12 protein-coding genes are annotated in these 13942 nt (G+C 59.2%); 10 read left to right on the top strand and 2 right to left on the bottom strand.

The features are described from left to right. Positions 1-336 precede the first annotated feature (336 nt). Positions 337-1677, top strand: coding sequence for an MATE family efflux transporter (locus D2E23_RS05105; protein ID WP_126029911.1), 1341 nt, complete (start codon positions 337-339; stop codon positions 1675-1677). A 171-nt stretch (positions 1678-1848) separates the two neighbouring features. Here D2E23_RS05105 and D2E23_RS05100 read toward each other — a convergent pair whose 3' ends face one another. Both D2E23_RS05100 and D2E23_RS05095 read right to left on the bottom strand, forming a co-directional pair. Next, a complete protein-coding gene (locus D2E23_RS05100; protein ID WP_126029910.1) occupies positions 1849-3213 on the bottom strand; it encodes a PFL family protein in 1365 nt (454 codons plus the stop codon). A 55-nt stretch (positions 3214-3268) separates the two neighbouring features. After that, a complete protein-coding gene (locus D2E23_RS05095; RefSeq protein WP_093960720.1) occupies positions 3269-3541 on the bottom strand; it encodes an ACT domain-containing protein in 273 nt (90 codons plus the stop codon). A 381-nt stretch (positions 3542-3922) separates the two neighbouring features. Here D2E23_RS05095 and D2E23_RS05090 point away from each other — a divergent pair, with 381 nt between their 5' ends. The 9 genes from D2E23_RS05090 (at position 3923) to D2E23_RS05050 (ending at position 13936) form a co-directional block, all read left to right on the top strand. Continuing rightward, positions 3923-5335 (top strand): polysaccharide biosynthesis tyrosine autokinase, encoded by a 1413-nt coding sequence (locus tag D2E23_RS05090; protein WP_126029909.1) that lies wholly within the window; start codon positions 3923-3925, stop codon positions 5333-5335. A 93-nt stretch (positions 5336-5428) separates the two neighbouring features. Beyond that, positions 5429-6583, top strand: a complete 1155-nt coding sequence (locus D2E23_RS05085; RefSeq protein ID WP_241227221.1) for a glycosyltransferase — start codon at positions 5429-5431, stop codon at positions 6581-6583. Between the two features lie 52 nt (positions 6584-6635). Then, positions 6636-7124 (top strand): acyltransferase, encoded by a 489-nt coding sequence (locus D2E23_RS05080; protein ID WP_126029908.1) that lies wholly within the window; start codon positions 6636-6638, stop codon positions 7122-7124. After that, positions 7121-8338 (top strand): glycosyltransferase family 1 protein, encoded by a 1218-nt coding sequence (locus tag D2E23_RS05075; protein ID WP_126029907.1) that lies wholly within the window; start codon positions 7121-7123, stop codon positions 8336-8338. Before D2E23_RS05080 ends, D2E23_RS05075 begins: the two co-directional genes overlap by 4 nt. Positions 8339-8491: 153 nt before the next feature. After that, positions 8492-9571, top strand: coding sequence for a hypothetical protein (locus D2E23_RS05070; RefSeq protein ID WP_241227231.1), 1080 nt, complete (start codon positions 8492-8494; stop codon positions 9569-9571). Between the two features lie 14 nt (positions 9572-9585). Further along, a complete protein-coding gene (locus tag D2E23_RS05065; RefSeq protein WP_126029906.1) occupies positions 9586-10683 on the top strand; it encodes a glycosyltransferase family 4 protein in 1098 nt (365 codons plus the stop codon). A 70-nt stretch (positions 10684-10753) separates the two neighbouring features. Continuing rightward, positions 10754-11794: a glycosyltransferase family 2 protein gene (locus D2E23_RS05060; protein ID WP_126029905.1), complete on the top strand. Its 1041-nt coding sequence runs from the start codon at positions 10754-10756 to the stop codon at positions 11792-11794. 7 nt (positions 11795-11801) lie between these two features. Then, on the top strand, positions 11802-12806 hold the full coding sequence (locus D2E23_RS05055; protein WP_126029904.1) for a glycosyltransferase family 2 protein: 1005 nt from the start codon (positions 11802-11804) through the stop codon (positions 12804-12806). An 11-nt stretch (positions 12807-12817) separates the two neighbouring features. Further along, entirely contained in the window at positions 12818-13936 is a 1119-nt protein-coding gene (locus D2E23_RS05050) for an acyltransferase family protein (protein WP_126029903.1), read from the top strand. The last annotated feature ends 6 nt before the right edge of the window (positions 13937-13942 follow it).

Raw genomic sequence — 13942 nt, 5'->3', positions numbered from 1 at the left:
CGAACTTTCGCCGGCCTGGACTGCACGCAAAGCCCCAGGCCGGCGAAACTGTTTTCGCAGCACCAATCACCCGAAATTAGCAATTCACAGCGCGAAACACCCCTGGTGACCATGCCGGGACGGGTGTTTGACGCTGCGAATCGCCGATTTCGGGTATTTCGCGCTGTGAATTGCCGGTGGTGACCGTTTCTCGCGCATGTGTACGCGCGCCACCAGCGGCAATCCCGGGCAACGAAGACACCACCGGCACCCGCCGGGCCTACACTGTCGCACGGCAAAACAACAGCGCGAGTCAGAAACGACGCGAGCCATCGAGAGCGAATCGAGGCAGAGGCAATGGCGACGGTTGACATGACAACGGGCAGACCAACCCCGCATCTGGTGAACTATGCGGTACCACTCGTGCTCACCAACGTGTTCCAACTGTCATACAACGCGCTCGACGCCATCATCGTCGGCCGATTCATCGGCAAGGAGGCGCTCGCCGCCACCGGCATGGCCAGCCCGATCATGAACCTGCTCATCCTCGGCATCTCCGGACTCACCATGGGCGCCGGAGTGCTCATGAGCGAATTCTTCGGCGCACGGGACCTCGCACGATTTCGTCGGGAGATGTCCACCACGATCATCGCAGGACTGATCTTCTCGATCGCGGTCGCCGCACTCGGATTCGCACTCACCACACCGTTGCTGCACGTGCTCAACGTTCCCACGGCCGCATTCGCCCAGACCCGCACCTACCTGCGTATCACCTTCCTCGGCGTGCCGTTCACCTACTGCTACAACGCGCTCGCGGCCGCGCTCAAAAGCGCCGGCGACTCCCGCACGCCGCTCGTGTTCCTCAGCATCGCACTGGTAGTCAACGGTCTGCTTGATTTCATCTGCATCGGATTCCTCGGATTCGGCATCGACTGGGCCGCATTCACCGACGTATTGGCCCAGGGTCTCGCCATGATTATGACCGCGGCGTTCATGATCGTGCGCATGCCCGACTTTCGTATTCGCCGCAGCGAATTCGGCATCGATGCCTCGCTGCTGCGCACAACGTGGAAGTACGGTTCGGTCACCGCGCTGCAGCAGTCGGTGCAGCCGATCGCCAAGCTGATCATCCAGGGCGCGGTGAATTCGCTGGGCGTGGACGTGATCGCCGCGTTCAACGCCGTTACACGCATCGACGACTTCGCCTTCACGCCGCAGCAGAGCATCTCGCATGGCATCACCACGTATGTTGCACAGAATCGCGGAGCCGGCAAGCCGGAGCATATTCGGCCCGGATTCCGCGCCGGACTGCGTCTGGAATTCGTGTATTGGATGATCATCGGCCTGATCGTGCTGCTGTTCAACCGCCCGATCATGCACATGTTCGTCACGTCGGATCAGACGCGCGTGATCGATCTGGGCAGCCAGTATCTGACCACGATGGCGCTGTTCTATCTGTTCCCGTCGTTCACGAACGGCATCCAGGGATTCTTCCGCGGCATGGGCAACATGTCGGTCACGCTGATCTCCACGTTCATTCAGGCGTCGTTGCGTGCGGTGTGTACGTGGCTGATGATCGGATCGCTGGGCATGTACGGCATCAGTTTCGCATGTGCGATCGGTTGGAGCGCCATGCTGCTGTTCGAGGTGTCGTATTATTTCGTGTATATGCGCCGGCGGGGGATGCTTGGCAAGTGATGGCGTGATGGGGGGTGCGGGTCAACTCCCCTCAGTCCGCTGTTCAGCGGACAGCTCCCCTCAATCTTGAGGGGAGCCACCGGATGTACACCCTGGCTCCCCTCTCCGAGGGGAGCTGGCTGCCGAAGGCAGACTGAGAGGAGCACACCCCAGCCAGCTTCACCCCCGAAACTAGTTCTTGAAGCTGTGGATCGGGGCGGGGATACGGCCGCCGCGGGTCACGAACGCCTCGCAGCTGGTCTGGTTCACCGGCATGATCGGCGCGTAGCCCATCAGACCGCCGAAGTTTGCCATCTCGCCCACGCCCTTGCCGACCACGGGGATCACGCGCACGGCGGTGGTCTTCTGATTCACCATGCCGATGGCCGCCTCGTCGGCGATCATGCCGGAGATGGTGGCCGCGGACGTGTCGCCGGGGATGGCGATCATGTCGAGACCGACCGAGCACACGCAGGTCATGGCTTCGAGCTTCTCGATCGTCAGGCATCCGCTGCCGGCCGCGTCGATCATGTTCTTGTCCTCGGAGACCGGAATGAACGCGCCCGAGAGGCCGCCGACGTAGGAGGACGCCATAATGCCGCCCTTCTTCACCTGATCGTTGAGCATGGCCAGCGCGGCGGTGGTGCCGGGCGCACCCACCTGCTCCAAGCCGATCTTCTCAAGCACCTCGCCCACCGAATCGCCCACGGCCGGGGTCGGTGCCAGCGACAGGTCGATGATGCCGAACGGAATGCCGAGTCGGCGCGACGCCTCCTGCGCCACCAGCTGGCCCACACGCGTGATTTTGAACGCGGTGCGCTTGATCGTCTCGCACAGGAACTCGAAGTCGCGTCCCACCGCGGCATCCAGAGCGCGGGAGACCACGCCCGGTCCGGACACACCCACGTTGATCACCGCGTCGCCCTCGGTCACGCCATGGAAGCCGCCGGCCATGAACGGGTTGTCGTCCGGCACGTTGCAGAACGCCACGAACTTCACACAGCCATAGGAGTCGTTGTCCTTCGTCAGCTCGGCGGTGTCCTTGATGATGTGACCGAGCAGTTCCACGGCGTTCATGTCGATGCCGGTCTTGGTGGAGCCCACGTTCACGGACGAGCACACCAGATCGGTTTCGGACAGCGCCTTGGGCAGCGACTTGATAAGCAGTTCCTCGGCCGGGGTCATGGCTTTGGACACGAGCGCGGAGTAGCCGCCGATCAGATCGACGCCGACCTCCTTGGCCGCGCGGTCGAGCGCGTGCGCGATCTTCACGAAGTCGTCGCTGGTCTTGCAGGAGCTGGCGCCCACGAGCGAGATCGGCGTGACGGTGATGCGCTTGTTGACGATCGGGATGCCGTAGTCGCGGCTGATCTCCTCGCCGGTCTTCACCAGATCCTTGGCGTAGGAGGTGATCTTGTTGTAGATGTTGTCGCAGACGGTGTCCACGTCGGCGGCCGCGCAGTCGAGCAGGCTGATGCCCATCGTGATCGTGCGCACGTCGAGCTTCTCCTGCTCGATCATCTGATTGGTCTCGTGGACCTCCATGATGTTCAGCATGGTGTGTGCAAATCCTTTCGGTTCGTGCGGATGCTGTGTCGCTGTGATCGCGCGATCAGACGCGGTGCATCTTGGTGAAGATCTCCTCGCGCTGGCAGCGGATGCGCACGCCGATGTCGTCGCCGAGGTCCTCGAGGTTGCCGACCATGGCGCTGAAGTCCTTGTCGGACTGGGAGTAGTCGACGATCATCATCATGTTGAAGAAGCCGTCGATGATGGTCTGGGAGATGTCGAGCACGTTCACGTGGTGCTTCGACAGGTAGGTGCAGACGCGGGCGATGATGCCGACCGTATCCTGTCCGACGACGGTGATGATTGCCTTGTTCATGAAGTTCCCCTTAAGGCCCTAGGACATAGAAAATACAGACTTCTCCAGTCTACCGTCCCCGTTCGTAACGCAGCGTCCTCGTCTCATTTGAATCGGGCTGCAGCGCCTCCCTTGGAGATCCGTGCTCTTAGGCTCCCCTCTATGAGGGGAGCTGTCCGCAAAGCGGACTGAGGGGAGCCATGCTTCCCCTCGAGGGGAAGCTGTCAGTCGAAGACCGACTGATGAGGTGGTCATGGAAATACCCTCGTATGTAAAGAGTTCACGTACACCCCCATATTTGGTAACTGCTAAGAGTATCCTGTGGAAAGGTGCAATCGACGGATGCGGTTGCGGACTAATGAACTGAACTGTTTGCTTTCCTTAAGTAGGTGAAGAGAGAACATGACTGTATCGGACCTGCTCCGTGCGTTGAAGCGGCATTGGCTGCTGGAGATCATCCTTTTCGTCGTCGTGGTTGGGGGTATGGCCGGCTATACGTTCACGGTCACGCCGATGTACACCACCCAAGCGCAGCTGATGGCCAAGAATTCCGATGGTGCGATGACCACGGGTGCTGCGAGTGGTACCGCGTCCCCGCTGACCGGCTATGCTCAGCTGGTGCAGTCGGATGCCGTGCTCGAACCGGTGGTCGACAATCTTGGTCTTCACACTACGGTCACGAACCTGCGTAACAACGTTTCGGCATATGTCTCCGATGGTTCGGCATTCGTCAATATGACCGTGACCTACACCGATCCGAACGATTCCGTGGCGATCCTGAACGAGCTGGTCAAGCAGCTCAATAAGCAGATCACCAGTGATGGTTCGAGTGGCATCCAGCTGTCCATCATTCAGAAGCCGGTGGTGCCGTCGGCTCCATCGTCTCCGAATGTCAAGGGCAATATGGTTATCGGAGTGGTCGCTGCATTGATCGTGGCGGCTGCCGGTGCGGTTATCCGCGAAATGTCCGATAACAGTGTGCGGACAAAGGCCGACATTCAAGCCATCATCACCGCTCCGATCCTGTCTTCCGTTCCGAAGAGCCCGACTCTTGCCGGTCGTACCCCGGCGGTGATCGTCAAGCCGCGTGGTCATGCCGCCGAGGAATTCCGCCGACTGGCCACCAACTTGTCGTTTGTGCGTGACAATAGGGGAACACGTAGCAACGTTCTCGTCGTGACGTCTGCCATGCCGGGAGAGGGCAAGACCACGATTTCCGTGAATCTTGCCGCTGCCTTTGCGGAGAAGGGCGAAAGCGTACTGCTGATTGATGCCGATGTTCGTCACCCGTCCGTGGCCAAGGGACTCGGCGTCAGCAATGGTGTAGGTCTGATCCAGATGCTCACCAATCAGGTGGATGCCCAGACCGCCGTACAGAAGTACTGGAAGCCGGAACTTCAGGTGCTGCCGGTCGAGGATAACGAGGCCGCCGCCAGCGTGATCCTGAGTTCCTCCGTTATGGAGAACATGATTGATCAGGCCGCAAAGCATTATGATCACGTGATTATCGATACCGCCCCTATTCAGGTGTCGAACGACGCATCGTTGTTCGCCCGCAATGGCGCAACGCTGTTGCTGGTGGTGTCCCAGACCGTGGGAAGCAAGAAGGTGCTTCGCGACGTTGCCCGTGAGCTCAAGGTGTCCCGTGCCAAGATCTCCGGTGTCGCATTCAACCGTGTGGCCCATGAGCACAGCCGCAAGGGCAATTACTACTACTACGAGGAATCCGAAAAGCAAGCAAAGTCCGGAACGAAGGATGTCAAGGCCAAGTCCGATGGCAAACGTTCGGCCCGAACCACGTCTAGCAACAAGTAAATCAGGTCTTCAATTAGACCACTGATAGCGAAAGCATGGGGAGGAAGGTGTCTAGGTGGTGATGAAGGACGCCTTCCTCCCATGCAGGGTGGAATGATGAAGCAAAAGCTGATGTTTATCGTCGAGACGGTTGGTGGCGGCGTACGTACCCATGTGCTGCAGCTGATCAACGGTCTCGATCCGGAACAGTATGACATCACGCTGGTGTATGGAGAGCGTTACGATCACGTATTTGAACAGCAGAAGGATGAGCTGGCCAGGAAAGCTCGACTGATTCTGGTTCCGAGTATGCAGCGGTCCATCGGGTTGAAGACCACCACCGCGGCAATCAGGGAGCTTCGCGCGATCATCCACAATGTTCAGCCCGATATTGTGCATTGTCATAGCTCGATCGCTGGATTCGTTGGTCGTATCGCAGCGCATCAGGAGCGCGTCCCAAAGGTCTTCTATACGCCGCACGCCTACGCGTTCGATGCCCCGGAGTTCTCCACGCTCAAGCGTGACGCGTTCATTCTGATGGAACGTTGGGCCAGCCGTCACGCCACTACGCGCACATTCAACGTGAGTCGCGGCGAGTATCGCAACGCGTTGAAACATCACATCGATCGTCCCGACAAGTTCCGTGTGATCTACAACGGTCTGCCGGACATCGACATGCCGTCACGTCTTGAGGCGCGTGAACGACTGGGACTGCGTGGCGTGGTTCCGGACGACGCCCCCGTCGTGGGCTGCTGCGCGTGGCTGAACGAGCGTAAGGATCCGATGACGTTCATGCGGATCGCCAAGCGAACGATCGCCGCCAATCCGAACGTGCATTTCGCGTACATCGGAGAAGGCGAGCCGGACTTCGTGGACAAGGTGAAGCGGTACATCGCCGAGAACGGTTTGGAGAAGAACATCCATCTGTTCGGCTACCGCAGCGACGCCGACATACTGGTGCCGGCGTTCGACGTGTATCTGCTGTCGTCGCTGTACGAGGGCATGCCGTATTCACTGGTCGAGGCTCTGCGGGCTGGCGTGCCGATCGTCGCCACGCGTACGACCGGCAACGACGAGGTGGTGATTCCCCACGTGAACGGCGAACTGTTCGGTGTTCGGAAGCCGGACGAGGGCGCCAAGATGCTGAAGAAGGTGCTGGATCTGCGTCCTGAAACCGGCGCACTCACCCAGCATGTGAAACAGACCTATTACGACCGATTTACCGAACAGCAGATGCTGGACAGCATCACCAAGGAATACCGCGCCTGACGGAGATGGCGGCGTGAGATAACCAGATGAGAACGAGACGAGAGGAACGGCAGTGATCCTGATCAAAGCCTGGTACCGGTTCACCGGACTGATACTGAAGTGGTTCTACCGCGTGGTGTTCGGCGGCGGATTCCGCTACGGCAAGCGGTTCCACATGCGTCGCGCGTTCCAGCTGACTGTCGAGAACGGCGCCAAGGTGACGCTCGGAGACGACGTGTTCTTCAACGATTTCTGCGCGCTGCACGCCCGCAAGGCGATCAGCATCGGCGATGGCACGATCTTTGGCGAGAACGTGCGCATCTACGACCACAACCATCGTTTCGCCGACCCGACCCTGCCGATTAAGGATCAGGGATACACGGAGGCTCCGGTGACGATCGGCGAACACTGCTGGATCGGCTCCAACGTGACGATCCTCAAGGGCGTAACCATCGGCGACAACGTGGTGATCGGCGCCGGCTGCGTGGTGGCACAGGACGTGCCGAGCAACGTGATCGTGCGACAGGACGCGAAGCTGAGCATGGAGGAGATCAGGCGATGAGCGCTACGGAAACCAACAAGCCCGTGAAGGTGCTGGTCCTCGACACCGTGATGGATCGAGGTGGCGCCGAGACCATGACCATGAACTATCTGCGTCACATGGACCGCAGCAAGGTGCAGTACGACTTCCTTGTCAACCGCGACTACCATGCCGCCTACGAGGACGAGATCGCCAGGCTCGGCGGCAAGGTGTACCGCATGTGTCCGCTGTATCCGCAGGACTTCGCCAAGTACAAGCGTCAGTTCCGTGCGTTTCTCAAGAAGCATCCGGAATACCGGATCATCCACTCGAACCTTGAGGAGCGCAGCTACTTCGCGCTGCGCATCGCCAAGGAGATGGGCATTCCGGTGCGCATCGCCCACGCGCACAACCGCCCGGTCGGCTTCGACCTCAAGTCCATCGTGCGCGAATACTTCCGCTTCCGTCTGCCCCCGTACGTGACGCACATGTTCGCGTGCGGCCAGGAGGCCGGCGACTGGCTGTTCGGTGTGAAGAACCGCAAGCGCGTGATCCAGCAGCGCAACGCCGTGGACACCGCCCAGTACCGTTACGATCCAAAGACTGCCGCCGAAGTGCGTGCCGAGTTCAACGTGCCCGAGGACTGTTTCGTGCTCGGCCACGTGGGTCGTTTCTTCCCGCAGAAGAACCACATGCAGCTTGTTGACATCTTTGCCGCTGTGCACCGCCAGCGCCCGAACAGTCAGCTGTGGCTGGTCGGTGGCGGCGAGCTCGACGACAGCCTCAAGAACCAGGTGAAGGCCAAGGTCCATGAGCTCGGTCTCGACGACAGCGTGGTGTTCACCGGTGTGCGTACCGACGTGAACCGCCTGATGCAGGGCATGGACTCGTTCATCCTGCCGTCCCTGTACGAGGGTTTCCCGATGACCATGATCGAGGCCCAGTCCGCCGGACTGCCGTGCACTATTTCCGACAAGGTGCCCAGCCAGTGCGACGTGACCGGCAACGTGCAGATCGTGGCGCTCGACGCCAGCCCCGATGACTGGGCGAATAGCGTGCTCGCACAGTACGACAAGGCCGTGGAGTCCGGAACGACCGGCGAGGCCCGTACCAAGGGTGCCGATGCGGTTACCGAGGCCGGCTACGACATCGTGGCCAATGCGCAGTGGTTGCAGGAGTTCTACCTCAACGCGCTCGCCAAGGGCGAGGCGATCGAACGCGCCCGCGCGGCGAAGAAGTCCAAGGGAGGTCGCTGAATGGCGAGGAGGGGCGCACACAGTCATTCCGCCCAGACGGATGAGACTCAGGGAATCCAACTGAGCGACAAAGAGCGTGCGGACGCTGAAGATCAGCTTGCCCAGATGGACTTCCATAACAAGAACGTACTGCTGGGCATGATCTTCCCCGTGATGATCGTGGCCAAGCTCATGGTCGTGTTCTTGCTGCCGGATAAGTACTTCTTCGATAACAATCGAATTCTGAACATGATGAACGGCACGGCTGGCGATACGGCCTGGGCGGGTTCGTATCAGGTCGCCGCCGATCTGTTTGCCAAAATCAACGTTCTGGAATTCCGCACCATGATCCAATGGACGATCTTCATGGGATTGATCTTCTCCATTCTGGTCTTTGCCATGGTGATTCGGGCCGGTGCCCCGGACCTCTTGCAGACGTTGTTCATTCTGGCAACAGTCGGCCTTTTGAACATTTACGTGTTCAACATCGGCAAGGACATCATTCAGTTCGCGTTCTTTTTCGCGGTATATGTGATCCTTACATTGCCGGTCAAGAATTCGGTGGTGAAGGTTCTCGGCAGTGCGGCCGTGCTGTATTACGAGAGCACGTTCTTCCGCGAATACTATATTCTGATCGCCGCACTTATCCTAGTCGTGTATGCGATTCTTCTGTTCTTCCGCTCTCGGGAACAGCTGGGCATTGGATCGGTCGGCTGGATCATTCTGCTGTTGTTCGCTTCGATCTATGCGATGATGATCGTATCTCGTGCGATCATGCCTGACGAATACACACAGATCATTCAGCTTCGTGCCGGTTATGATGACGCCTTCGGCGAGAACAACGGCGGCAATATGAACACCGCCATCCATAATTGGATCCCGGGCGAAAGCCTGCCAATCTTCATGATCAACTACGTGCTCAATCTGCTGCGTATGCTGCTGCCATTTGAGCTAGTGATCCGAGGAGCCTCCTACCTGCCGTTCTTCGTATTCCAGATCATGGTGACTGCGTACATGCTGAATCTGATCCGCAAGATCAATCAGGTGCACGATGCCTCACTGTTCATCGCCATCTGCGTGTTTATCGGATATGTTCTGGCATCGGCATTGTTCGAGCCGGATTTCGGTTCCTGGACCCGTCATGAATCGGCTACATTCCCGGTGCTGCTGCTGCTTATTCTGAATCCTTTGCAACGTATCCCCCTGACCAAGGAGGAACGCATGATCAAGGGCATGTTGGAAGGCCAAGCGTGAACGAAACAACGACAATGCACAACATCGCATTCTTCTCCGGTGATATCACCCGCTCCGGCGGTACGGAGAACGTGTCCGTGATGATCGCAAACGAGCTGGTGAAGGACCCCGATTACAGGGTCTCGTTCATCAGTCTGTTCGAGGCGGCCGACAAGCCGTTCTTCGACATCGACGAGCGCATCGACCGCCACACCGTGTACCCGACCGTCACGCACGGCATCCAGCACTACTTCGATACGTGCAGGCGACTGCGCAGCATCGTCACCGAACAGCATGTCGGCATCCTTATCGACATCGACGGCATACTCGACATGTATTCGCTGCCGCTCAAAAAGCGCACCGGTGTGAAGGTCATCTCCTGGGAACACTTCAACTATCTGCAGAACCCGGGTGTGCCATACCGCAAGCTCACCCGTCGCTGGGCCGCGCGCAAGGCAGACGCCATCGTCACGCTCACCGAAGCCGACAAGCACCTCTATGAGGAGAACGTCGACCCGGACTGCCCGGTCATCGCCATCGCCAACCCGATGCGGAACCCCGAGCCCGAGCCGGTCTATGATCAGACCTCCACGACCATCATCAGCTCCGGCCGACTGACCTACCAGAAAGGCTTCGACCTGCTCGTGCAGGCCGCCGCCGATGTGCTGCCCAAGCACCCCGAATGGACGTGGCTGATCCTCGGCGAAGGTGAGGACCGGCCCAAGCTCGAGGAACAAATCAAAGCCGCCGAACTACAGGACCAGCTGATCCTCAAAGGCCGCGTGGAGAACATGGACGAGTACTACCGCAAGGCCGCCATGTTCGTGCTGAGCTCTCGATTCGAGGGGCTGCCCATGGTGCTGCTGGAGGCCAAGGCCTACCATCTTCCCATCGTCAGCTTCGATTGCCTGACCGGTCCCGCCGAGATCGTCAACGATTCCATGAACGGCTATCTGGTGCCCGACGGGGACATCCCCGCGCTCGCCGAACGCGTGAACGAGCTCGTCGACAACGCCGACCTGCGCCGCGATATGAGCGAGAACACCGTGCTGTACACCGGCAAGTTCAATCTTGCGAACATCGTGGACATGTGGAAGCAGCTGCTGACATCGCTCTACCGGGAAGCGGAGTGAACCCCACCGAGTCCCATCCGCAAGCCCAATCGTCGTGACGTGCACACCGGAGAAGGAGAATGATTCATCCATGTCGTTGAACAGTGAACCCAAGGTGTCCATAATCGTTCCCGTATATAACGTGAGCGATTATCTGAACCCGTGCGTGGGGAGCATCGTCGGGCAGACGTACGACAATCTGCAGATTCTCCTCGTCGACGACGGCTCCACGGATGGGTCCGCCTCCATCTGCGACGAATGGGCAGCGAAAGACTCCCGCATCGAGGTCATCCATCAGAGCAACGCCGGGGTATCCGCCGCACGAAATGCAGGGCTCAAGAAAGTGGCCGGCGAGTACGTGCTGTTCGTCGACGGCGACGACACGCTGGACGCCAACGCAGTGAGCACCGTCGTCTCCTGCGCTCGCACGGGAGATTACCAGATCGTGTTCTTTTCCAATACGGTCGATCAGTTGGAGCACGGAAAACTCACATCGCAGCGACGCAATCACATGACGCCGTTCGGCGTGACGTCCAACGAGGAGTTCCGACGGAAGTACGCGGAACTCAGCCGGAACGAATACGTGTGTCCGCCATGGAACAAACTGTTCTCGGCTGACCTGATTCGTCAGATCGGTGCCACATTCCCTGAAGATGTGCGGTATGGCGAGGATCTGGTGTTCAACATGCCGCTGTATGCGGCCTCCGACCGTGTGGCGTTGGTGGATGTGCCGCTCTACCACTACATCGCCCGTGACGGCAGCGCACAGTCCACGTTCAATCCGAAGTGGTTCGCCAGCCGCAGGCGCGCCTACGAACTGCTGCGTCCCGTGGCCCAGCGGTGGGACGAATCCGTGCGCAACGAGTGCGACAACCAGACTGTTCTGGAGGTGGATCGTGTGATCAACGCGCTGTACGGACCGCAGCGAGTGGTTCGTAGCAGGCGGCGCCGGGAATACGTACGGATGGTTGCCAATGATTCGGTGATGCGTGATTGCGTCAGCGAGATCAAACCAGTCGATAAGCGGCGTACGATCGTCAGTCAATTGATTCGATGGCGCAGTGCATGGCTGTTGCGTCTCTACGGATGGGCCGTGGCCACGGTCAAGTCGATGCGACCGGCAAAGGGGTGATTTGATTATGGTTCAGGAACAGACGAATCCGCTGATCAGCGTCGTCGTACCGGTATATAAGGTCGAGGATTATCTGGACGACTGCCTGCGCAGCATTGTGGCGCAGACCTATCGCAATCTGGAGATCATCGTCGTGGACGATGGCTCGCCCGACGGCTGCCCGGCAATCTGCGACGCGTGGGCGAAGAAGGATTCCCGTATCCGGGTCATCCATAAGCCGAACGGCGGTCTGTCGTCGGCTCGTAACGCCGGACTGGATGTCATTCAGGGCGATGTCGTCGGCTTTGTGGACAGTGATGACGAGATCGAACCGGACATGTACGAGCGCATGCTGAAGACCATGCGCGAGACCGATGCCGATGTGGTGATGTGCGGCACCCGCACCATGAGCGAGGACGGCGCACTTGCCGAGTACGATATGGCGAATGCCATGCCCGCCCGGGACTTCACCGCACAGGAGGCCGTGGAAGGCTTCCTCTACCATCGTGACGGTATGACCGGCGGTATCTGGTGCCGCATCTACGATGCCCGCTTCTTCCGCAAGGAAGGCGACGGAGGTATGGGGCTGCGCTTTCCCGACGGTCTGAACTCCGAGGACTACTACATGGTGTCGCGCATCTATCCGGCTATGCGCGGACTGGCGTTCCGTCCGGATCCGCTGTACCTGTACCGTCAGCGTGAGAACTCCATCAGCCACGCGAAGATCAACAAGCACAGCTTCGACAAGATCACCATCGCCGAACTGTGCACCAAGTACCTGTACCAACAGGGCTACACGGATCGTCATGCGCTGGGCTACTTCGTCATGCAGGGATACTACGACGTTCTCTATTCGATCATCGGATTGGATCCGGACCCTGCACAGGTGAAGCGCTGCATCGACGGGCTGCGAAACAGCGCCCGCTCGGTGTATCTGGATCCCACGGTCTCGCGCTCGCGCAAGATCAGGCTGTGGGCGTTCGCACACTTCCCGAAGCTGTACTGGCGGCTGAGCAGCGCGCGGGGTAAGTAGGAGAAGTCATCATGGCAGCGAAACGAATCGCATGGGTCGACTATGCCAAGGGAATCGCCATCATCGGCGTATTTCTGATGCATAGCGCCCTACCGGTGACGATGTCGTCGTATATCGGGTCCTTCGACATGATGCTGTTCTTCGCGCTGTCGGGGTATGTGTTCTCCACGCGGCGATTCCCCACGTTCCGACAGTTCGTGTGGAACCGTGTACGTACGTTGGTCATCCCCGGCGTGCTGCTGGCCGTCATTCCGTTCATCATCACCGAACTGGCGGGATTGGGAACGGGAGAATTCCAGAGCTATCCCAAATACGCGCTGGGGTTCCTGGTGAATCTGCGCTCGCATTATGGTTTCGGCGAGCTGCCATGGTTTCTGTCCTGCCTGTTTCTTATGGAGATAGGCGCCTATGTGCTGGTGACCGTGGCGAGACGGATCGACCACATCGAGGCGGTGTATGCCGTAATGGCTGGTGTGACGCTCATCGTGGGGTATGCATACAGCGCGCTGATCCACAAGGCGCTGCCGTGGAGCGGAGACATCGCGCTCGCGTTGTTCCCCTTCTTCATTCTGGGCATGATCTTCCGTCGGTTTGATACCGAACTGCAGGATAAGCTGCTGCAGCCTGTAACAATGCTGCCGGCTCTGGCGGTACTGGGCGTATGTGGGTGGTTGAACGGTGCCTCGGAAGGCGTTATCAACCCCTATCTGAACCGATACGGCAACTTCTTCTACTATGTTCTGGCCGCGGTGGCGGGCATCTGGTTGGTGCTGGCGCTGTGCCATTGGATAGAAAGCCGGCAACATCGGGGCGGTGCCGTCGCAGGAGTCGCCGATGTGATTCTCCGGTATTGGGGACGCAACACTCTGGTGTTCTACTGCATCAACGACGCCATCTATCCGCGGCTGATTCCCTGGCTGCTGGGACTGTTGGGATTCGATGTTGGCTCGGCCGGCACCGGAACACAGATCGTGTGCGGCCTGCTCGCCCTGGTGATCAATCTGCTGGTGTGCACTCCTGTGGCGGAACTGATCAACCGATGCTGCCCGCAGCTTCTCGGACACGGGAAATCCACGGCGCATTCCGTTCAGGGGAAGCACAGCCGCCGTAATCGTCATAGGCAATCGTAAATCGTA

Origin of the sequence: Bifidobacterium callimiconis (genome assembly GCF_003952005.1) — a bacterium.
In the GTDB taxonomy this organism is placed as follows: Bacteria; Actinomycetota; Actinomycetes; order Actinomycetales; family Bifidobacteriaceae; genus Galliscardovia; species Galliscardovia callimiconis.
The sequence above is the reverse complement of the archived record's forward strand: the minus strand, read 5'-3'. Positions and strand labels throughout refer to the sequence as shown.